General features: G+C 28.2%; 19 protein-coding genes. 7 read left to right on the top strand and 12 right to left on the bottom strand.

The genetic code is table 11. From position 1 onward, the window contains the following. Positions 1-311: 311 nt before the first annotated feature. The 3 genes from QVZ41_RS04055 to QVZ41_RS04045 form a co-directional block, all read right to left on the bottom strand. Positions 312-2,885: a TonB-dependent receptor gene (locus QVZ41_RS04055; RefSeq protein WP_302883267.1), complete on the bottom strand. Its 2,574-nt coding sequence runs from the start codon at positions 2,883-2,885 to the stop codon at positions 312-314. A gap of 1 nt (position 2,886) precedes the next feature. After that, the gene (locus QVZ41_RS04050) at positions 2,887-3,795 is read right to left on the bottom strand and encodes a FecR family protein (RefSeq protein ID WP_302883266.1); all 909 of its coding nucleotides are present in this window, start codon (positions 3,793-3,795) and stop codon (positions 2,887-2,889) included. Positions 3,796-3,862: 67 nt separating this feature from the next. After that, entirely contained in the window at positions 3,863-4,378 is a 516-nt protein-coding gene (locus QVZ41_RS04045; RefSeq protein ID WP_302883265.1) for an RNA polymerase sigma factor, read from the bottom strand. Positions 4,379-4,462: 84 nt separating this feature from the next. Here QVZ41_RS04045 and QVZ41_RS04040 point away from each other — a divergent pair, with 84 nt between their 5' ends. Both QVZ41_RS04040 and QVZ41_RS04035 read left to right on the top strand, forming a co-directional pair. Beyond that, positions 4,463-5,293: a hypothetical protein gene (locus QVZ41_RS04040; protein WP_302883264.1), complete on the top strand. Its 831-nt coding sequence runs from the start codon at positions 4,463-4,465 to the stop codon at positions 5,291-5,293. An 86-nt stretch (positions 5,294-5,379) separates the two neighbouring features. Next, complete coding sequence (locus QVZ41_RS04035) at positions 5,380-5,745, top strand: hypothetical protein (protein WP_302883263.1); 366 nt, start codon at positions 5,380-5,382, stop codon at positions 5,743-5,745. A gap of 153 nt (positions 5,746-5,898) precedes the next feature. Here QVZ41_RS04035 and QVZ41_RS04030 read toward each other — a convergent pair whose 3' ends face one another. The 4 genes from QVZ41_RS04030 to ybeY form a co-directional block, all read right to left on the bottom strand. Further along, positions 5,899-6,903 carry a class I SAM-dependent methyltransferase gene (locus QVZ41_RS04030; protein WP_302883262.1) on the bottom strand — a complete coding sequence of 335 codons (1,005 nt, stop codon included), beginning with the start codon at positions 6,901-6,903 and terminating at the stop codon, positions 5,899-5,901. Next, on the bottom strand, positions 6,904-7,527 hold the full coding sequence (locus QVZ41_RS04025) for a SanA/YdcF family protein (RefSeq protein ID WP_302883261.1): 624 nt from the start codon (positions 7,525-7,527) through the stop codon (positions 6,904-6,906). It lies immediately after the preceding gene. 101 nt (positions 7,528-7,628) lie between these two features. Then, positions 7,629-9,506: a tRNA uridine-5-carboxymethylaminomethyl(34) synthesis enzyme MnmG gene (gene mnmG / locus QVZ41_RS04020; protein WP_302883260.1), complete on the bottom strand. Its 1,878-nt coding sequence runs from the start codon at positions 9,504-9,506 to the stop codon at positions 7,629-7,631. Between the two features lie 79 nt (positions 9,507-9,585). After that, positions 9,586-9,999 carry an rRNA maturation RNase YbeY gene (gene ybeY / locus QVZ41_RS04015; protein WP_302883259.1) on the bottom strand — a complete coding sequence of 138 codons (414 nt, stop codon included), beginning with the start codon at positions 9,997-9,999 and terminating at the stop codon, positions 9,586-9,588. A gap of 142 nt (positions 10,000-10,141) precedes the next feature. Between ybeY and gltX the strand changes: the two genes are divergently transcribed. Then, positions 10,142-11,656: a glutamate--tRNA ligase gene (gene gltX / locus QVZ41_RS04010; RefSeq protein WP_302883258.1), complete on the top strand. Its 1,515-nt coding sequence runs from the start codon at positions 10,142-10,144 to the stop codon at positions 11,654-11,656. A gap of 84 nt (positions 11,657-11,740) precedes the next feature. Beyond that, the gene (locus QVZ41_RS04005) at positions 11,741-12,646 is read left to right on the top strand and encodes an SPFH domain-containing protein (protein ID WP_302883257.1); all 906 of its coding nucleotides are present in this window, start codon (positions 11,741-11,743) and stop codon (positions 12,644-12,646) included. Between the two features lie 16 nt (positions 12,647-12,662). Here the strand turns inward: QVZ41_RS04005 and QVZ41_RS04000 are convergent, their stop codons facing one another. Genes QVZ41_RS04000 through rnr form a run of 5 tightly spaced genes read right to left on the bottom strand, consistent with a single transcriptional unit; the run spans position 12,663 to position 18,000 of the window. Next, entirely contained in the window at positions 12,663-14,165 is a 1,503-nt protein-coding gene (locus QVZ41_RS04000) for a DUF5723 family protein (RefSeq protein WP_302883256.1), read from the bottom strand. Positions 14,166-14,195: 30 nt separating this feature from the next. Next, the gene (locus QVZ41_RS03995; RefSeq protein ID WP_302883255.1) at positions 14,196-14,768 is read right to left on the bottom strand and encodes a DUF975 family protein; all 573 of its coding nucleotides are present in this window, start codon (positions 14,766-14,768) and stop codon (positions 14,196-14,198) included. 60 nt (positions 14,769-14,828) lie between these two features. Further along, entirely contained in the window at positions 14,829-15,017 is a 189-nt protein-coding gene (locus QVZ41_RS03990) for a Sec-independent protein translocase subunit TatA/TatB (RefSeq protein WP_302883254.1), read from the bottom strand. 60 nt (positions 15,018-15,077) lie between these two features. Next, on the bottom strand, positions 15,078-15,740 hold the full coding sequence (locus QVZ41_RS03985) for a GIN domain-containing protein (RefSeq protein WP_302883253.1): 663 nt from the start codon (positions 15,738-15,740) through the stop codon (positions 15,078-15,080). A gap of 49 nt (positions 15,741-15,789) precedes the next feature. Next, positions 15,790-18,000 carry a ribonuclease R gene (gene rnr / locus QVZ41_RS03980; protein ID WP_302883252.1) on the bottom strand — a complete coding sequence of 737 codons (2,211 nt, stop codon included), beginning with the start codon at positions 17,998-18,000 and terminating at the stop codon, positions 15,790-15,792. A gap of 705 nt (positions 18,001-18,705) precedes the next feature. Here rnr and QVZ41_RS03975 point away from each other — a divergent pair. The 3 genes from QVZ41_RS03975 to QVZ41_RS03965 all read left to right on the top strand — a co-directional run bounded on the left by QVZ41_RS03975 (position 18,706) and on the right by QVZ41_RS03965 (position 20,727). Further along, entirely contained in the window at positions 18,706-20,013 is a 1,308-nt protein-coding gene (locus tag QVZ41_RS03975) for an NAD(P)/FAD-dependent oxidoreductase (protein WP_302883251.1), read from the top strand. A 43-nt stretch (positions 20,014-20,056) separates the two neighbouring features. Continuing rightward, positions 20,057-20,491, top strand: coding sequence for a ribose 5-phosphate isomerase B (rpiB, locus tag QVZ41_RS03970; protein ID WP_302883250.1), 435 nt, complete (start codon positions 20,057-20,059; stop codon positions 20,489-20,491). Positions 20,492-20,580: 89 nt separating this feature from the next. After that, positions 20,581-20,727, top strand: a complete 147-nt coding sequence (locus tag QVZ41_RS03965) for a hypothetical protein (RefSeq protein WP_302883249.1) — start codon at positions 20,581-20,583, stop codon at positions 20,725-20,727. The last annotated feature ends 191 nt before the right edge of the window (positions 20,728-20,918 follow it).

Here is a 20,918-nt window from a genome sequence, read left to right as displayed (position 1 = left end):
TGATCTAATTTTGAGAATTAGAAAACTTTATTTTGTAGTAGGTTTAAGGTACATACATGTTTTACAAAAAAAATGTCCTATCTGCGAATCAGAAAAGAATATTAAGTTTCCAAAGAAAAGCGTTTTAAAATTCTTGTTATTTTTTGATTTGTATACCTGTAGACATTGTAAAACAGATTTTTATACTCAAAAAACACATAACAAAAGTTATTAATAATATTTGAAAGAGAGAAATTTTTAGCCCCAATTGGTTGACTTTGATAGTTTTCTTTAATAGGTTATTCTTTAAAAAGTTTTAGATTGGGGCTTTTTTAAAAATTTACTCTAAAAGATATATTTGGCACAAAACCCAGTGCTATTCTATCTATTTCTACCAACACTTCTTTTTCTGATCTATTAGATCCTTGTCCAGTTACTATTCGCTGTATTTCATAATCTCTACTCAAAATATTTCTTTTATCTAAAATATTCTGAAAAGCAATTCCAATATTTCCCTTAACATTCTTGTTTTTCCTAACAAAGAACTTGTATCTACAAGCAAAATCTAGTCTGGTATAATTTGGAAGTCTATTGGTATTTAAATCATCAAAAACAATTCTTAACCTATTATTATTGTTTAATTCTGCCGTTTTAACGGTGTAAGGAATTCCAGAACGGAACCTCCAACCTAGCGATAATTCTACTTTTTTAATATTGTAATGATGAGACCAAATAAAATTATGTGGTACATCAAAAGATCCGTTAAATGGAGCTCCGTTATTTAAATTACCAAAGTGATAAATACTTTTTGACAATGAATAACTAATCCAAGTATTGTATTGATTCCATTCTTTTTTAATTAAAAAATCAGCTCCTTTGACATTATTATTTCCACTAAAATATTTTTGTGCTCTTATTCTTTGATCAAACAAAAACAGAATTCCATCTATTTTTTTATGGTACAATTCTAAATCAATGGTCCACCTGTTTTTTTGATAATCGGCTCCCAAGCTTGTTTGCACACTTTCTAGCACAGGAAAATCGCTATTATTTGCCAAAGCCCAAAAGTTATTAAACAAACCTCCTAATCCATCGTTTCTAAAATCTTGTACCTGGGAAAGAGATTGATGTTTTAACTCTGCAGAAAACTTAACATTTAAATAATTATTTGTTTTATAATTAAGATGAAATCTAGGTTCTAAAAAATCTTTATCTACGCCATTAAAACGTTGCCATCTTACACCTAAATTTAACTTCCATTTATTATTTTGATGAAATTGATATTCTGAAAAAATCGCATAATTATTAGCATTTCCATTAATATTATCATCAATAAAATCTTCTTGAAATTGAGTATCTCTTTTGAAATGATAGATTAAATCTGGTTTACTGAATTGATACCCAAACTCCCAAATATTATTTTTTTGAGTTTGTTTTTTAAATGAATATGCTCCCGTAACTTCATTTACTGTATTTTCTTTATCAAAAAAAATGTTTTGTTGATTAGCATTTCCAGTAGTTCTTATTCTAAAACCCTCGTAATTTTTTTCAAAAGCTGTTTTACTAAAAGCCAAATTATGAATTCCTTTTTTTAAAGTTCCTAACTCCCAATTTACATGAAATCCATTATTGATGATTTCTATATCATCTTTAAATTCTTCTTGAGCTCTTGTATTTTCTCCGTTAAAACTTAAATTGTTATGATTGTATAAATAACTAAAAGAAAACTTGTTATTTAAGTTGGGTTGAACCATAATTTTTGAATAATAATCTTCATAAAAAAAATCATTATTCGCATTGGTAATTCTTAAATTTTCTTGACTTAAGCCTTCTGCAATTTTACTATTTTGAAAAGCTACTTTTGCATATTGTTGATTGGTAACTGTATTTACAACATCTGTAATAGACCTACGGGCAGAAAAAACCAATCCAACTTTTTTACAAAACATAGGAACTTTTATAAAAAAATCGGCATGAGTAAGTGTGGTTCCAAATCCGGATGATAATTTATTAGGAGCCTTGTTATCTGTACTAATATCTAAAACCCCCCCTATATTATTTCCGTATTTTGCGTGTGTTCCAGATCTATATAATTTAATATTGTTAGTGATATATGGATTAAAAGCAGATATCAATCCAAAATAATGAGAAAAATGATACATTTTCATTCCATCAAAAACCACTAAATTTTGATCGGGAGTGCTTCCTCTAATATGTAATCCAGAAGCTGTTTCATCTGGACTTTGCACTCCAGGAATTAGTTGTAAAGACTGTAAAACATCTGGTTCTACAACGCCAGGCAAAATTCCACTCTTTTTAGGATTTAAAACCACACTTCCATCTTCGTTTTTAGAAAATCCTGTGGTTAAGTAATCTGTAATAATTACTTCAGTTAATTGATGAATTTTTTCGTTTAAAAAAATCTTTTTACAATCGGTATTAAAGCTATTTACAGGAATGCTTTTTGGTTCATAACCTATTAATTTTAAAGTAATAAAATCATCGTTTAAAACATCTTTTATTTCAAACTTTCCTTGTTGATTTGTAAGTACTGTTTTGTCATCAAAATAAATGTTTGCAAACGGTAATTTTTCTTTGGTTTTATCACTGTAAACAATCCCACAAATATTTTTAGTTTCTTTGGTTTTATTTCTGATAATATAATTTTCATCATCAATCTTCTCAAATACCAATTGGGTTTGTAATGATAAATTGATTAAAATAGTATTTAAATCATTCTCTGAATGAAACAAAATTTTATTAAAATTCTGAATCTGATTTTCATCATAAGAAAAAGTAATATTATAGGTATTTGTTAACTGATTTAAAACCTGTTTTAGACTCTTGTTTTTTTGTGAAAAAACAACAGAAGAACACAAGAAAAATAAAATCAGTAATTTCTTCATATTATTGTGAAATAATAACTGTTTTCTCTTTCACTTCAAAAGTAATATTCATCGGTTTACAAATAATCTGCAACGCTTTATTGATATCGTTTTTAAGCAATTTACCTGTATAAAGTTTAGATAAATCTACTCCATTATTTATAAATTTAAGTTGATATACATTTTGTAAATCCTTAAACACCACTTTTAAAGGAATGGCATTGTAATTATACTTATTTACTTTCCAATTTGGGACAGAATCGGTGACTATATAATTTTGTTTAACTGCTTGATTAATTTTCACACCTTTTCCTGGAGTTAATATGGTCTTTTCTACTTTATTTTCAACCTTTACTTTTCCCTCGTAACACTCAACTGCTAAAAACTCATCTATGCTTTGTATGTTAAATTGAGTTCCTAAAACAGAAATTTTTCCTTCTTTGGTAGTTACAGAAAATGTAGATCCTTTTTTTACTTTAAAATATCCTTCCCCTGTTATATCTAATTCTCTTTTACCTTCCTTCCACTTTTTTTCTACATAAATTATAGATGAATTTCCGTTTAATTCAACCTGAGAACCATCGGGTAACACATACGCTAATTGCTCTCCTACACCACAAGTAATTGTTGTTTGATCTTCTTTAAATAAAAAGAAACCAAAAACTAACACCGCAGCAGCAGCCATAACGTAAACCCAGTTTGGAACTAATTTTTTAACCTTTTTGTTTTGATGATAAATTTTATGCTGTATGGCCTCAAAAGTTCTTGTTTCATCAAATGCAGGAACTCTAAACAAAGTACTTTTCTGTGCAATTTTTTTATAAGCTACATAATCTTCTGAATTTTTAAAATCAGACAATTCCTTTTCTGTCAACTCATTATTTAACCATCTAGCTAAAAATGTATCGTCTATTTTATCGTTATCTTTCATTTTTGTCTTTATATATATAACCAAAAAGTTAGCTTTTACCCTACCTTATATTTTGATTTTTAAACCATTAAATATTATTGCCAATATTTTTTCTAAGTTTTAACAATGCTTTATGCATTCTTTTTTCAACTGCTTTTACTGATATGTCTAACATTTCTGCAATTTCTCTGTATTTTTTATTTTCTATTCTGTTTAATAAAAATACTTCTCTTTCTGCTGGAGTTAATTCATCCAATGCCTTTTGTAATTTATCCATAAATTCTTTTTCCTCTAGCAAAAAATCTGGACTTTCTATATTACTATCATCTTTATTATGATGTTGCTCATATTTTAGTTTTACTTTAAAATGAGCCACTTCATTTAAAAATTGATGATTGGCAATGGTATATAAATAAGATTTGGCTTTTTCGTAAATTACTTTAGCACAATTATTCCAAAGTTTTATGAAAGATTCCTGAACCAAATCATTTGCCCTATCAGGATCTCCACACTTAAAATACATAAAGTTATACAAGGATTTACTGTACTTTTTATAGATAGACTCGTAAATTTTAGCCTCGCAAACTGATACTTTTTTAGACATTTATTAAAATATTTTATTATTGGAGGTAGGGTATTTGTAAAAATAGCTGTTTAAGTTATATAAACCTTAAAATTTATAAATATCATGAAATACCTACAAACAACATTCGTAATTATTTTAGCAGCATTTTTATCAATTAGCTGCTCACAAAATGCCCTAGATATGGGTGAGGATATCAATCTAACAAACGCTAGTGAATTATCTAAAGAAGAATTATCAACGGCTTTAAAAACTGTTATTGTTAATTATCCTGTAACAGCGGTTAATGATGACGAAACTACTGAAGAAGTAAATTCTGATGAACAATTAGGAAAAATAATTAGTAGAAACACAAGACCAAAAATTGAATTTCCTTTTGACATTACTATTGATGGTGAAATTTACACCATTGAAGGAATTAACGATTTAAGAGAAATTTTAAAAAGACCTAAAAAAAATCGACCGCCATTTAGATTAGTATTTCCTATTACAGTAATCAATCTAGATGATACAACTACAGTAATTGAAGATCAAGAAACATTTAAGGCATATCAACAATCTTTAGAAGAGGGTATAAAACCAAATTTTCAATTCCCTATTTCGGTGGAAGATAAAGATGGTAATATAACTGAAATTGAAAATGAAGAAGCTTTTAAAGCTTATATGAATAGTATCAGAGCTGAACATATGGAAGAAAGAAGACCTCCATTTAAATTAGTATTCCCAGTTACTGTAATCAATGCAGATGATACAACTACGCTTATCGAAAATGAAGAAACTTTTAAAACATACAGAGAAACTTTAGAAGAAGGTGTAAAACCAAATTTTCAATTTCCTATTTCGATGGAAGATAATGAAGGAAACATAACTGAAATTAAAAGTGAGGAAGATTTTAAGGAATACAAAGAAGCAAATAAACCAGAAAAAAGAAGATAACAAGTAACCTATTAAAGAAAAAATCCCTGTGAAATATAGTTTGCAGGGATTTTTGTTTTTAATCACCTTTGTAAAAATTATTACAGATGATACTTTCTATTTTATCTTTCCTATTTATTTCATTTGGATATTCTTTATTTGAAAAATTAAAAGACAAAAAAGGATATACTGTTTTTTTAGCACATCATTTAAAACAAGAAAAATTAGCAAATCTATTTTGGTGGTTGTTAGTTATGCTAAACTCTATTACATCTCTTGTTTTAATCATTGGAATCTTTTCTACTCTTTTTGATTTTTATTTATTTTCACCGGTTATCATTTATCAAACCTGTGTCATAAATATTTTGATTTTACTTTTTGGTCAAAGAATAGCTGGAGATTTTCAAGGAGCTGCCAATCTGGGAATTTATTTAATACTAACTATTTTAGGATGGTATTTACAAGTTCAATAGATTTTTCCTATCAATAAGAAATATTTATAACTATTTAAATTACTATAGAATATTTAATATAAAAACAACCCTCATAAATCAATTTTAAGAGGGTTTTGTTTTTAAACAACAATACGTATTCAAATCAATAAACAAATGCTTTAAACAGTGTTATTATTCGTTTTTCATGTTTTTAAGCACATAAATCAAGGAAGAATACTCTCCAGTGCGTTTTGCTTCTTTGTTAGACTTTATTCCACTCTTAATTGCTTTGATAAAATTCTTTTTTCCTGTTTTGTATTGTTCACTTAATAATGAAACATAAAACGCATCAAATTTCATTGGAATGGTTTTTACTACTTTCATTAATTCTGTGGCAAACAATCTATGAATTGCTGTTTGTGAAAAATGCCATAAATGTCTTGGCACGTCAAAAGCAGCCCAATGCTCTTTATAAAACTCAGCATCGTAACTTTTATAATTAGGAACAGCTATTACTAAAACACCATCTGGTTTTAATAATTGTTTTAATCTGTAAATATACATATCCAAATCATATACATGTTCTAAAACATGCCACATGGTAATCACATCAAATTGATAAGGTTTATTTTCTGGTGTATAATCATCTTCAAATTTTAAAACTTCATTTTCTATATTTTTAGTTTCATGTTCTGAATGATGATATAATTTGGTTTGCTTATAACTTTGTTTATAATCTATATCCTTTTCTTCTCCAGCAAAATCATCGTCAAAAAAAGCATGAATATTAGAATATATATAAGTTCCTTTTTCTAATTTTTTTAAACCTTTTTCTCTAGCTTTTTCACTTGGTTCTATTCCTGTAACTTTCCATCCTGCTTGTTGACAAACATTTAAAAAATCTCCTGTTCCACAACCAATATCTAGAACAGTTTTTTCTTCCACAGGAAAAGAATTTAATAATTCTATTTTTTTCTTTAACGTATATTTTTTCACCAAACTATACACTATTTCTGTTACAGATTTTTTACGATCTGTATGAGAAATATAATTTTCAGTTTCATAATACTTTCCTAAATTTTCTTTTTTAGGTCTTGGATTTGTAATCAATAAATCAATTCTATCATCCAACAGTAATTCAAAACTTTCTTTTGAAACTGAATAATCTTTGGTTTTTAAATAAGTTTCTAATGCCATTTATTTTATTTCAATTTTAGGACCTAAAAATTTAGATTTTACATTAAATAATATATCTATAAAAACTTTGGTTCTTGCTAAATACTCTCGCAAATATACTTTAAAACCATATTCATTAGTTACATCTTTAGCATTAAATCCTATAGCATTTATATTATTTAAAGAAGCAATGTAGATAGCTCTTTTATTATGGAATTCCTGTGAAATAACTGTGTAGGATTGTTGATTAAAAACTTTATATGCTCTAATTACAGAATCTAGCGTTCTAAATCCTGCATAATCTAAAAATATTTTTTCTTTAGGAATTCCTCTTTTTATTAATTCCTTTTTAAAAAACTCAGGTTCATTATATGCAATAGTAGAATTATCTCCACTAACCAAAATAAACTCAATTTTACCGTTATTATACAATTCTACAACTGCATCAATTCTGTATTTAAAAAATAAATTTACACCCCCTTCTCTATTCCATTTAGAAGTTCCCAAAACTAGCCCTACTTTATTTTTAGGTATTTCATTTACATTATTATATACCTTGTTTTCTGTTTTTACACTAATAATATAATTAGGCAACAGTATAGATATACCTAAAATAACCAATATAATTGTAAATATTTTTTTCATTGTTTTTATTTAAAAAGCAAGCTTAACATAAACGAAAAACCGATATTTTAGTATTAAAATATCGGTTTTTATTTTGTTTTGTTCCACGTGGAACTTTTGTTTTATCTCCCCATATAAACCAATAAAACGGAAACATCTGATGGAGAAACTCCACTAATTCTACTTGCTTGTGAAATGGTTACAGGTTGAATTTTTGTTAACTTCTGTTTTGCTTCTATAGACAAAGATTTTACTTTATAATAATCGAAAGTTTTAGGAATACTAATATTTTCTAGACGCTGAAGCTTATCAGCATTATTCTTTTCCTTTTCAATGTAACCTGCATATTTAACCTTTACCTCTGCTTGTTCTATAGCTTCAGCATCAATATTATGTTCAGCAACAAATTTTGCAACACCTGGAAAAGTAATCACATCTTTAAAATCAATTTGTGGACGTGAAGCTACTTTAAACATCTTTACAGATTGATTAATTGTAGCAGATCCTTTAGCTTCTAAAATTGGATTTATCTCTTCTGGTTTAATACTTGATTCATGTAAAAACTGAACTAATAAATCAGAATTTTTAACCTTTTCTTTTACTCTTTCTAAACGTTCATCAGAAGCCAAACCAATAGCATTTGAAATTGGCGTTAAACGAATATCTGCATTATCTTGACGTAATAAAGTTCTATATTCTGCTCTAGAAGTAAACATCCTGTATGGTTCTTCTGTTCCTTTTGTAATTAAATCATCAATTAAAACACCTATATAAGCTTCATCTCTTTTTAGAATAAAGGGAGGTCTTTGTTGCACTTTTAATGCAGCGTTTATTCCTGCCATCAATCCTTGAGAAGCTGCTTCTTCATATCCGGTAGTTCCATTTATTTGACCAGCAAAAAACAATCCTTTAACCAATTTAGTTTCTAAAGAATGTGTTAATTGTGTTGGAGGAAAATAATCATACTCTATAGCATAACCATAACGCAAAAATTTTACATTTTCAAAACCATCAACCTTACGTAAAGCTTTGTCCTGAACATCTTCAGGTAAAGAAGTTGAAAAACCATTTACATATATTTCTACCGTATTCCATCCTTCTGGTTCAACAAAAATTTGATGCCTGTCTTTCGTTGCAAAACGGTCAATTTTATCTTCTATAGAAGGACAATATCTAGGACCAGTAGATTGAATTCTACCATTAAACATTGGAGAACGATCAAAACCAGTACGCAATAAATCATGTACTTCTTGAGAAGTATAACTCATATAACAAGAACGTTGTTCAGTTAGTGGTTTTGTAGTTGGTAAATAAGAAAACTTTTCAGGGTTTTCATCTCCAGGTTGTTCAATCATTTTAGAAAAATCTAAAGAACGAGCATCCACTCTTGGAGGTGTTCCTGTTTTCATTCTTCCAGCTACAAAACCAACTTTTATTAAATCTTCTGTAATTCCTGTAGATGCACTTTCACCAGATCTTCCTCCACCAAATGATTTTTCACCAATATGAATCAATCCATTTAAAAAAGTACCCGCAGTAATAATTACCGATTTTGCTTTTATTTCGAAACCTAATCCAGTTTTAACTCCTTTAATTTCTCCATCTTCAATAATCAAACCTTTGATCATATCTTGATAAAAATCTAAATTATCTGTTTGCTCTAACATGTTACGCCACTCTTCAGAGAAACGCATTCTATCAGATTGAGCTCTTGGACTCCACATAGCAGGTCCTTTAGATTTATTTAACATTTTAAATTGAATAGCAGTTTTATCTGTTACAATTCCACTGTATCCGCCCAATGCATCAATTTCTCTTACAATTTGTCCTTTAGCAATTCCCCCCATTGCAGGATTACAACTCATTTGTGCAATGTTTTGCAAACTCATAGTTACCAACAAAGTTTTAGAACCCATATTAGCAGCAGCAGCAGCAGCTTCTGAACCAGCATGTCCGGCTCCAACAACAATTACATCGTAAGTTTCCGTAAATAAACTCATATAAAATTTAAGTTTAAAGAAATGTTTTAAGTGAATCTTAAATACAAATCTTGTTTTTGTTCCACGTGGAACAATAAAATTATTTTACTAAAATAGAAAGATACTGTTCCTCTTTAGCTCTCATTTGGTTTGCATCATCTTCAGATTTATCTTTAAATCCACAATAATGTAAAACACCATGAATCATAACTCTTGGCAATTCTTCTTCAAATGAAATTCCTAAATCTTTAGCATTATCTTGAACCCTTTCTACAGAAATAAATACATCACCAGAAATGAGTTTTCCCATACAATAATCAAAACTAATAACATCCGTTAAAGTATCATGATCAAGAAATTCTACATTCAACTTATGAAGGTATTCATCATCACAAAAAATATAATTAATTTCTCCTTCTTCAAATCCTTCGTTTACAATAGAATTAGAAATCCAATTACTATATTTTTCTTCATTAACCAATTCAAAATCAGTTTCATAATTAAAAGCAATCATATACTAAATTTAGTTTTGCAAAGGTAGTAAAAAGGATGATACGTTGAAACACAATAAAATAAAGTATATATAATTAATAATTTAACAGATAAAGTATATTTGCAAACGAATAAATCAACCACTAATACAAAAAATCACCATCATGGAAAATGTACGTGTACGCTTTGCACCTAGTCCAACAGGGCCTTTACATATTGGAGGAGTAAGAACAGCATTATTTAATTACTTATTTGCTAAAAAACATAACGGAACATTTGTATTAAGAATTGAAGATACAGACCAAACAAGATATGTTGCAAATGCAGAAAAATATATTGTTGAGGCTTTAGAATGGTGCGGGATTCCTTATGAAGAAGGACCTGGAAAAAACGAAAAATTTGGACCTTACAGGCAATCTGAAAGAAAAGAAATTTATAAAAAATATGCTGATGCTTTAATAGCTAGTAATCAAGCATATTACGCTTTTGATACTGCTGAAGAATTAGATGCTTTACGATCTAAAGCAGAAGCAGAAAAATCTGTATTTGTTTATAACAACGTTTCACGTGAAACATTAAACAATTCCATTCATTTATCTAAAGAAGAAGTAAATCAAAAATTAGTTTCGGGAGAGAAATACGTGATTAGATTCAAAACTCCAAAAGATCAAAAATTGATTATGGATGACATGATTCGCGGAGAAATAGTAGTTGACACAAATACTTTAGATGATAAAATTTTATTTAAATCTGATGGGATGCCTACCTATCATTTGGCAAATATTGTTGATGACCATTTAATGAAAATAAGTCATGTAATTCGAGGTGAAGAATGGTTACCTTCTCTTCCATTACACACTTTATTATATGAAGCATTTGGCTGGATAGCCCCTAAATTTGCTCATTTACCACTAATTTTAAAACCGGTTGGTAAAGGTAAGCTTAGCAAACGTGATGGAGATAAATTAGGATTTCCTGTGTTTCCATTAAGTTATACAAATGAAGAGACTGGAGAAGTATCAAGAGGATATAGAGAAGACGGATATTTTAACGATGCGTTCATCAACATGTTATCTTTATTAGGATGGAATCCTGGAACAGAACAAGAAATATTTTCTTTAGAGGAATTAGCAAAAGTATTTAGCATTGAAAGAGTTTCGAAATCTGGAGCAAAATTTAGTCCTGAAAAAACAAACTGGTTCAATCAGCAATACATGCAACAAAAAAACAATGAAGAAATTGCTGAGGCTTTTATTGAATTAAATAAAGAAAAAATTAATGATTTTGATAAAAATTATGTTGTTGAAGTGATTAATCAAGTAAAAGAAAGAGCCGTTTTTACAAAAGATTTATGGGATTTAGCAGATTACTATTTCGTAAATCCGAACAGTTATGATGAAAAAGCTATTAAAAAACAATGGAAGCCAGACACTAAAGACATTGTGTTAGAGGTAAAAGAAATCATTAAAAACATAGAAGATTTTAAGAGTCTTGAAATCGAAAATAAAGTAAAAGCATATTTAACTGAAAAGGAATTAGGGTTTGGAAAAGTTATGCCTCCTTTAAGATTATGCATTGTTGGAGAAATGAAAGGTCCTCACCTATTTGATATAATTGAAATGATTGGTAAAGAAAATACTTTGCAAAGAATTGAAAATGCCATTAAAAAATTAGGTTAATTATACTTCAAAAAATTAAAAGCCCTGAGTTAAAACTCAGGGCTTTTTTTATATTTAAAACTGTACCTTTAAAAGAAAAACACAATGTTAGAATCATTACCTATTTTAATTCCAATTATAATAATATTATTTTTAGGAATATTTACCGTTCAACAACAAACCACAGCCATTGTTGAAAGATTTGGAAAATTTGTTGGAACAAGACAAGCCGGATTAAATTTTAAAATTCCTTTGATAGATAAAATTGCAGGAAGAGTGAGTTTAAAAATTCAGCAACTAGATGTATTAGTTGAAACAAAAACAAAAGATGATGTTTTTGTTCAAATGAAAATATCAGTACAATTTCAAATTTTAAGAGAAAAAGTAGAAGATGCTTTTTACAAATTACAGAATCCACATGATCAAATCACTGCTTATATTTTTGATGTAGTTCGTGCAGAAGTACCAAAAATGAAATTAGACGATGTTTTTGAGAAAAAAGATGATATTGCACTAGCTATACAAAGAGAGCTTAAAGAAGCCATGTTAAGTTATGGATATGACATTGTGAAAGCTTTGGTAACAGATATAGATCCTGATGCACAAGTAAAAGCAGCAATGAACCGAATTAATGCTGCTGAACGAGAAAAAATTGCCGCTCAATTTGAAGGTGATGCTCAAAGAATTTCTATAGTAGAAAGAGCACGAGGTGAAGCTGAAAGCAAACGTCTACAAGGAAAAGGAATTGCAGATCAACGTAGAGAAATTGCTCGTGGTTTAGAAGAATCTGTAGATGTTTTAAATAAAGCTGGAATTAACAGTCAAGAAGCTTCTGCATTAATTGTAATTACCCAACATTATGATACATTACAATCGATAGGATCAGAAAGTAACAGTAATTTAATATTATTACCAAACAATCCTAATGCTGCTAGTAGCATGTTAAATGATATGGTAACAAGTTTGGTTGCTGCTAATAAAATTCAAGAAAGTTCTAATAAAAATAAATAAGTATTTCATCTATCACTTATCTCCTACTCTTTAGTTTTGGAGGGGAGATAAGTTTATGGTTTAAAGAGTTCTTATATTCTTTAATTACTCTTTTATTATAGATAGGTATTTTAAAACCTATAAAAAAATCACCTTCTTTTGAATAGTTACTAAGATTTGTGATAATGGAGGAACTTCCCGCAAAAAAATAACCAGTTCTGATACCAATTCCTGCTTTAAAAATTCCAAATTTATTAATGCTCACAGGTAAAAAAGCAGAAAAATGAATGGTTTCGTAACGAGGACTAACAACAAAATTAGAGATATATTTTATTTGTTTAACGTTAGTAGAACTTAACATATAAACATCAAAATTTGTGTTTATGTACCATTTATCATTAATGTTATAATCAAAATTAAATCTACCCGTTGTAGGTAACAAATATGTTTGTTTTTCAGATTCTAAAGTCGTTATTGTTAAATAATTTTCAATATTAAAATTGTAGCTTGGAGATGTCAAATCAACATTAATTAGATTAGGATTGTCTTTATTGGTAAAAACATTATTATAATTTAAAAAACCAACATCAGTGATTGATACTCCAATTTTATAAGAATAAGGAGCTTTACTAAAATAAATATTTCCTGATTTATCTCTTAAATTTATAGGAAATGTTTTGTTTCTTTTTTCATAAACAAAACCAACATCTAGCCCCATTCCAAAATTAGCACCTTTTAAAGCATAAAGATTGGTAACATTACCTTTAAAATCTAATCTACTTTCTTTAGGTTTATTTTCATTAAATTGAAAATCTAAGTTTAAATCATTAGAATAAATTGCTCCTGTTCTAATACCTCTTAAAAACTTAAAACTAACACCTAATTTTAAAAAATCATTAGCAGTATGTTTAACAATACCTGCATAAGAAAAACCAGTTTCTGCCCATAAAAATGCTTGTGAATAATTTCTTGGAGTAATTTCTAAATTGTCTTTAAAATTTTGTAAATCATCCTCAGAGTTAAAAGAAGTGTTTTCAAAAGCTTTATTGGTAACATTATTATATAGTAAAGTATTTAACTTAAAAGCATGTCCATATGATTTTATAGCAGTTGTAAAAGCTACAGCATTGTATTTATTAATCGTCCATAAAAAAGAAGGTCCTAAAGCAGTGAAATTACCATAAGCATTTCTATTTGAAGAAGATTCACTAGATATTGTATAATTATCTATATGTTTAATACCAAAACTGGAAGTTAATTCTCTATTGTATTTAAAGGCACTATATGTGGGCTTAATATCATTTAAACCAAAATTTAAATCCTTAATAATTTGAAAAGGATTTACGGATAAATATTGATTACCGATACTACCACTTAAAGAAATAATATTAATATCATACTTATATCGGGTATCTAAGATATTTGCAGGGTTATAAACAACACTCTCAACACCAGAATAGTTGTCTATAAAACCTATCGAACTTTGGCTAAATGTTACTCTGTAAAGTAATACGAGTATAAAAAGAAATTTGTTTTTCATGTTGTCTTAAAACTATGAAAAACATCTGAACTATTTTTTTAAACTATTATAAAAATTAGCGAAAACGATATATTGTATTGGTACAATTAACAAACTAATAAATATTAATTTAAACAGTATTAAAATTACTGATATAACAATAAAAATCATGAAAATTGTTAAATATTTAATCTCGTTTCCTTTCATCATTTCTTTACTAATCTTAAAGACCTCTATAGGTTCTGAAGAAGGATTTTCAACCAAAATAAAAAATGCTTGAGACAACCAAATAAATATTACAATACCAGGAATAATAAAACAGATCAAGCCTAAACCTATAAATATCATAGAGAGCAAAAAGACTCCTAAAGCATGTTTAAAATATGTAAACCCATCAAAAATATAACTCATTTTAATAGGTTGCTTGTTAACAATATTCAAAGTTATTTTAGACAAACCCACTCTAAAAGGACCTGATAAAACCAAAATTAAAAGCAAACCAATAGTTTTATCTAAAACCATAAACCCAGGTAATAAACTTAAAGGTAAAGAAGCAAGTAAAGCAATGCTCCAAAATCCTTTTAAATCTTGGAATGATTTTTTTAAAATGTCTATTGTACTCATGTATATAAATAAAAAAACCTACTCTTTCGAATAGGTATATTTTTTAAAAAGTAATTATTATTACTTCGTCTCTTCTTCCTTTTTATTATCTTCTTCTTTGGTAGCTTTTTTAAATTCTTTAATTCCACCTCCAAGACCTTTCATCAACTCAGGAATTTTTCTACCTCCAAACAATAACAAAACGATTACCGCTATGATAACCCATTCATTCATTCCCATAATTCCTAGGGATATATTTAAAACATTCATTTTAATTAAATTTTAAATCGTTAGCAAATATACAACAAATTATAATCATACATATTTATCCTATTCCTTTTTACTTATAACTTTTCCTAAGAAAGTTTTTTCATTTATAGAATAAGGATTTCCAGTATAAACAATCTCAGCTTTATATTTGGCATTCGCATCTAAAAAATTAGTTACGTTTACTCCTACTTGAGAAGTTTTGGCTTCCACATAAGCTTTTTTACTTTTAAAATTAAAAGCGTCATAAAAACTTTTGCTTGATGCGTTAATTTTTTGACTTTCTGTAATACCATTTAAGACAAAATTACTACCCAAGCTAAGGTTGGCTATAAAATCTTCAGTTTCTAAGCTTAAATTTGCTTTAACGTTGTTAATAGCATCTATTTCTAAAAATTTCTCCTTGATAGTATCATTTGAGCTAATCTCTACAAGATTTGCCAATTTTAAATATCTTAAACCAGATTGATAATAAATTTTTACCATCAAATCACTTTTAAATTTTTTATCTAAAGAAGTTGATAATTTTAATTCTTTGTTTTCTTCATCGATAGATAATTTATCTACATCTTTTCCGGTAACTTCAATTTTACAACTATCAGATGAAATCAATTCAACTTGCATAGCACTATTAATATGAATTGACTTAAATGATTTTAAATCTTTTTTTAAATCTTGTGAAAAAACAAAGTTTGATATCAACAACAGTAAAAATAATTTCTTCATATCACTATAATTTTATTTTGATTGATTGAATAACGTATCTTAACAAAAATTATTCCTCTATCAAATAAAAATCTAAATGTTTACGTTCTAAATCTGCATTTTTTACTTTGATCCAAACTTCATCCCCTAAGCGATACATTTCTCCATATTTACGTCCAACCAAAGCATATTCTTCCTGATCAAAAACAAAATGATCACTAGTAATATCTCTTGTTCTTACCATTCCTTCACATTTATTTTCTATTACTTCTACATAAATTCCCCATTCCGTTACTCCAGAAATCACTCCTTTAAAAGCTTTTCCCGTAAAGTTTTGCATGTATTTAATTTGCATGTATTTAATAGAATCTCTTTCTGCTTTAGAAGCCAACATTTCCATTTCAGAAGAATGTTTACACTTTTCTTCATAATCTTCTGCAGATACAGATTTTCCTTTGTTTAAATAATGTTGTAATAATCTGTGAGCCATTACATCAGGATAACGACGAATTGGCGAGGTAAAATGACTGTAATAATCAAAAGCTAAACCGTAGTGACCTATATTTTCTGTAGTATATTCAGCTTTACTCATGGTACGAATGGTTAAAGTTTCAATCATATTAGATTCTGCTTTACCATGTACATCACTCAATAATTTATTTAAAGAAGCAGTAGTTGTCATTCTAGATTTGGTATTAATTCCATATCCAAACTTTTGAACCAAATTTCCTAATGCTTCCAATTTATCAACATTAGGTTCATCATGTGTTCTATAAATAAATGTTTTTTTAGCAGCACCAGCTTTTGTTTTTCCTACAAACTCTGCCACTTTTCTGTTCGCCAATAACATAAATTCTTCAATTAATTTATTGGCATCTTTAGATTCTTTAAAGAACACTCCAATAGGATTGGCATTTTCATCTAAGTTAAATTTGGTTTCAATTTTATCAAAAGCCAAAGCTCCAGATTTCATTCGTTTACCACGCATAATTTTTGCTAAAACATCCATTTTTAAAATCGCTTCAGATATTTTTGGATCTACTTCGTATGCTTCATCTGTAATAGAAATTTCAGCAGGAATGGTATGTTTTTTTTCTTCTGGCTGTTCAATAATTACTTGTGCTTCTTCATAAGCAAAACGTTTGTCAGAATAAGTAACTGTTCTTCCGTACCATTCTTTTTTTATTTCTGCTTTTTCGTTCAATTCAAACACAGCAGAAAATGTTAACTTTTCTTCGTTAGGTCTTAAAGAACAAACTCCGTTTGATAATTTTTCTGGCAACATAGGTACTACCCTATCTACCAAATAAACAGAAGTAGCTCTATTATAAGCTTCTTCATCTAAAATTGAATTTTCAGCTACATAATGAGAAACATCAGCAATGTGAATTCCAATTTCATAATTCCCATTTTCTAATTTTTGAAAAGACAAAGCATCATCAAAATCTTTAGCATCTTTAGGGTCTATGGTAAATGTTAACACATCTCGCATATCTCTACGTTTGCTAATTTCTTCTTCAGTAATAGTTACGTCTAATGCTTCTGCTGCAGCTTCTACTTCAAGTGGAAATTCATATGGCAAATCATACTCAGCTAAAATGGCGTGAATTTCTGTATTATGTTCTCCTGCTTTACCTAAAACTCTGGTAATTTCTCCAAAAGGATTTTTAGCGTCACCAGACCAATCGGTAATTCTAGCCACTACTTTATCTCCATCAACAGCATCCAACAACTTATCTTTTGGAATAAAAATATCATTATTCATAGATCTATCATCAGCTACCACAAAACCAAAACGAGCGCTTAATTGTAATGTTCCCACAAAATCAGACTTTTTTCGTTCTAGTACTTCTACAACTTCTCCTTCTAATTTGTTACGCTGTTTGCGTTTGTAAACATAAGCTTTTACAGTATCACCGTTTAAACCACCGTTTACACTGCTTTTATTGATGAAGGTATCAGTTTCGAAATCATCACAAATAAAATAGGCATTCCCAGAACTGGTCACATCTAAAGTACCAATATGATAGTTTTTTGAAGCATCTAAAATATATTTACCTCTATCTTCTTCTTTAATTTTTTTCTGAGCTTTTAACTCTTCTAGTTTTAACAATAATTGCTGTTTAGCAGCATGATCATCTAAACCAAGTTTAGCTGCAATTTGTTTATAATTTAAAGGATTGCCACTGTTTTCATTCAACACTTTAAAAACCTTACGTGTAAGATCTTTAATTACTCCTCCTTTTTTCTTAAAAACACCTTTCTTTTTATTTCTTGGCATATATCTTTTCTTTATTTCTACGATAAAGGTACAGCAATTAAAAATACAGAATGTTCTTAGTAAATAAATTTTCTATAAACCTTATCAACACTTATATAATATTTAATTTCTTCTTTTTTAAAATTTATAAAACAAATGATGTGTTATTATAAGCTGTTCATTTATACAATAACTTAACTTAATTTAATTTTGATTTTACATTAAATTAACTTTATTAACAAGTTGTTAGATATATAATCTCTTAAAAAATAAGATTTTAAGAGTAGTTATTCACAGTTGTTAATATCGGTTATGTAGTTTTGTTTAATGATAAAAAGTAGATTCTTAATTATTAATAAACCGTGTATAAATTGTTAATAACCGTTTATAAGTTTTTAGTAAATAAATTTGCTTTGTATCACCTCTTGCTTGTATTGTTTTTTAAAGCTTAAAATCAAAATTTAGTTTACTTTTTTTAACCACATGTTATTAACATTTTAATGGTTTTTGTAATTGCTTGATTTATAAGGTTTTTTATATAAGTTATCATATATGTTGTTAATAAGTGTTAATAATGTTGATTTTATAAACAAAACTAATATTTATTGAATATATGATAATATATACTTTACTGTATATGAGTTGTTTATGTTAAAATTACTAAATAGTTAGACTAATAAGCAAGACCATTTTGTAATTTAGCGCTTTTATAAAAAATACCCTTATATGAATGTACCTAAATCAAATTTACCAAGAGTTGTAGTTATTGGAGGAGGATTTGCCGGTCTTAATTTGGTTAAAAAATTAAGAAAACTACCTATTCAATTGGTCATGATTAATAAGCATAATTATCATGCTTTTCAACCCCTGTTGTATCAAATTTCTACAAGTGGTATAGAATCTGATTCTATTGCTTATCCTTTAAGAATGTTTATTAAAAAACAACAAAATTTTTATTTTAGATTGGCTGATGTCAAAGAAATAGATCCTGATAACAAAATAATTAAATCTGATATTGGTGATTTATCTTATGATTTTTTAATCATCAATACAGGTACTAAAACCAATTATTTTGGAAATAAAGAAATAAAAAAGCATGCAATGCCAATGAAAACTATTCCTCAGGCATTGAACTTAAGAAGTTTAATATTACAAAATTTTGAACGTGCTACTGTAGAAGCAGATATAGAAGTTCAAAAATTCTTATTAAATTTTGTAATTGTTGGTGCAGGACCTACAGGGGTTGAATTGGCTGGAGCTATTGCAGAATTTAAAAAGAGTGTACTTCCTTTAGATTTTCCTGATTTAGATCCTGAATTGATGCAAATTAATTTATTAGAAGGTGCCGATAGAGTCTTACCTCCTATGAGTGAACATGCTTCAAAAAAATCAACTAAATTTTTAAAAGAATTAGGGGTTCAAATTCATACCAATACCATTGTAACTTCTTATGATGGTAAGTTGGCAACTACTAAAGATGGAAAAGAATTTGCCACACGTACTTTAATTTGGTCTGCTGGTGTAATTGCGAACAGAATTGATGGTTTTGCTGAAGAATGTTCTGAACCAAGAACCAGAAGATATTATGTAAATGAATTTAATCAAATTAAAGGATTTAAAGATGTTTTTGCTTTGGGTGATGTTGCTTTAATGATTTCTGATGATTATCCAAGAGGACATCCACAAGTAGCGCAACCCGCTATTCAACAAGCTAAAAATCTAGCTAAAAACTTTCCTAAAATTTTAAAAGGCAATACAAATTTAAAACCTTTTAAATATAACGACAAAGGTTCTATGGCAACCATTGGTAGAAACAAAGCCGTGGCTGATATTAAAAAATTACAATTCGGTGGATTTTTTGCTTGGTTTATTTGGATGTTTGTTCACTTAATGTCTTTGGTTGGTTTTAGAAACCGATTGGTAATATTAATTAGTTGGATATACAATTATACAAACTATAATAAAGGATCTCGTTTAATAGTACGCAGATATAGTGTTACCAAACGTAGAATTAGAACCAACGCAGAATTATAGGCTTTTTTTACGTAAATTTGCCACAAAATATAAAATAGATAAAATGAAAATAGCCATAGGAAACGATCACGCTGGTCCAGATTACAAATTAGCTATTGTTAAATTGTTAGAACAAAAAGGTATTGAAGTTGTAAATTATGGAACCGATACTTTAGACAGTGTAGATTATCCTGATCATGCTCATAAAGTGGCAAGTGATGTAGATACCAAAGCAGTAGATTTTGGAATTTTAATTTGCGGATCTGCAAATGGAGTCGCTATGACAGCTAATAAATATAAAAATGTAAGAGCTGGTTTGTGCTGGTCTAAGGAAATTGTATTATTGGTAAGACAACATAATAATGCAAATATTTTATGTATTCCTGCTCGTTTCACAGCCATTCCCCAGGCTTTAGAAATGGTTGAAACTTTTTTAAATACTGAATTTGAAGGAGGTCGTCACCAAACCAGAATTGATAAAATTCCTTGTGGTTGTTAATCATAATTAAGGTAACTAATAAAAAAGCCTCTGAATTTTCAGAGGCTTTTTTTATAATTAAAACTTATGTTTTTTCAAAATCCTAAACCATGGATTGTGTTGGTTTTTATTGGTTTCAGATGTGGATTCAAAACTCTGTAATTGAAGAATTGGATGCTATAAACCTTCAGAATATAGATTACTCAGCATATGGAGATGATATAAATGTTAAGTGTGCAGTACAACTAGAAATTTAGCAACTAGAAGAATGTACACTTCATTTAAGATCAAATGTAAATGTACAAGTTTATATTAATAATGAGTTGAGAATAGATACAAGAGATTTATCTGTAGAGCAAGAGTTTACAACTATATTAAATTTATATCCAAGCTATAAGTATTATATTCGAGAAGAAGGTTCTTATAGCTCCTCTAATAATGTAACTTT

This window comes from Wenyingzhuangia gilva, from assembly GCF_030519655.1.
Classification (GTDB): Bacteria; Bacteroidota; Bacteroidia; order Flavobacteriales; family Flavobacteriaceae; genus Wenyingzhuangia; species Wenyingzhuangia gilva.
Note: the sequence above shows the minus strand (reverse complement) of the source record. Positions and strands in the feature narration are given on the sequence as shown.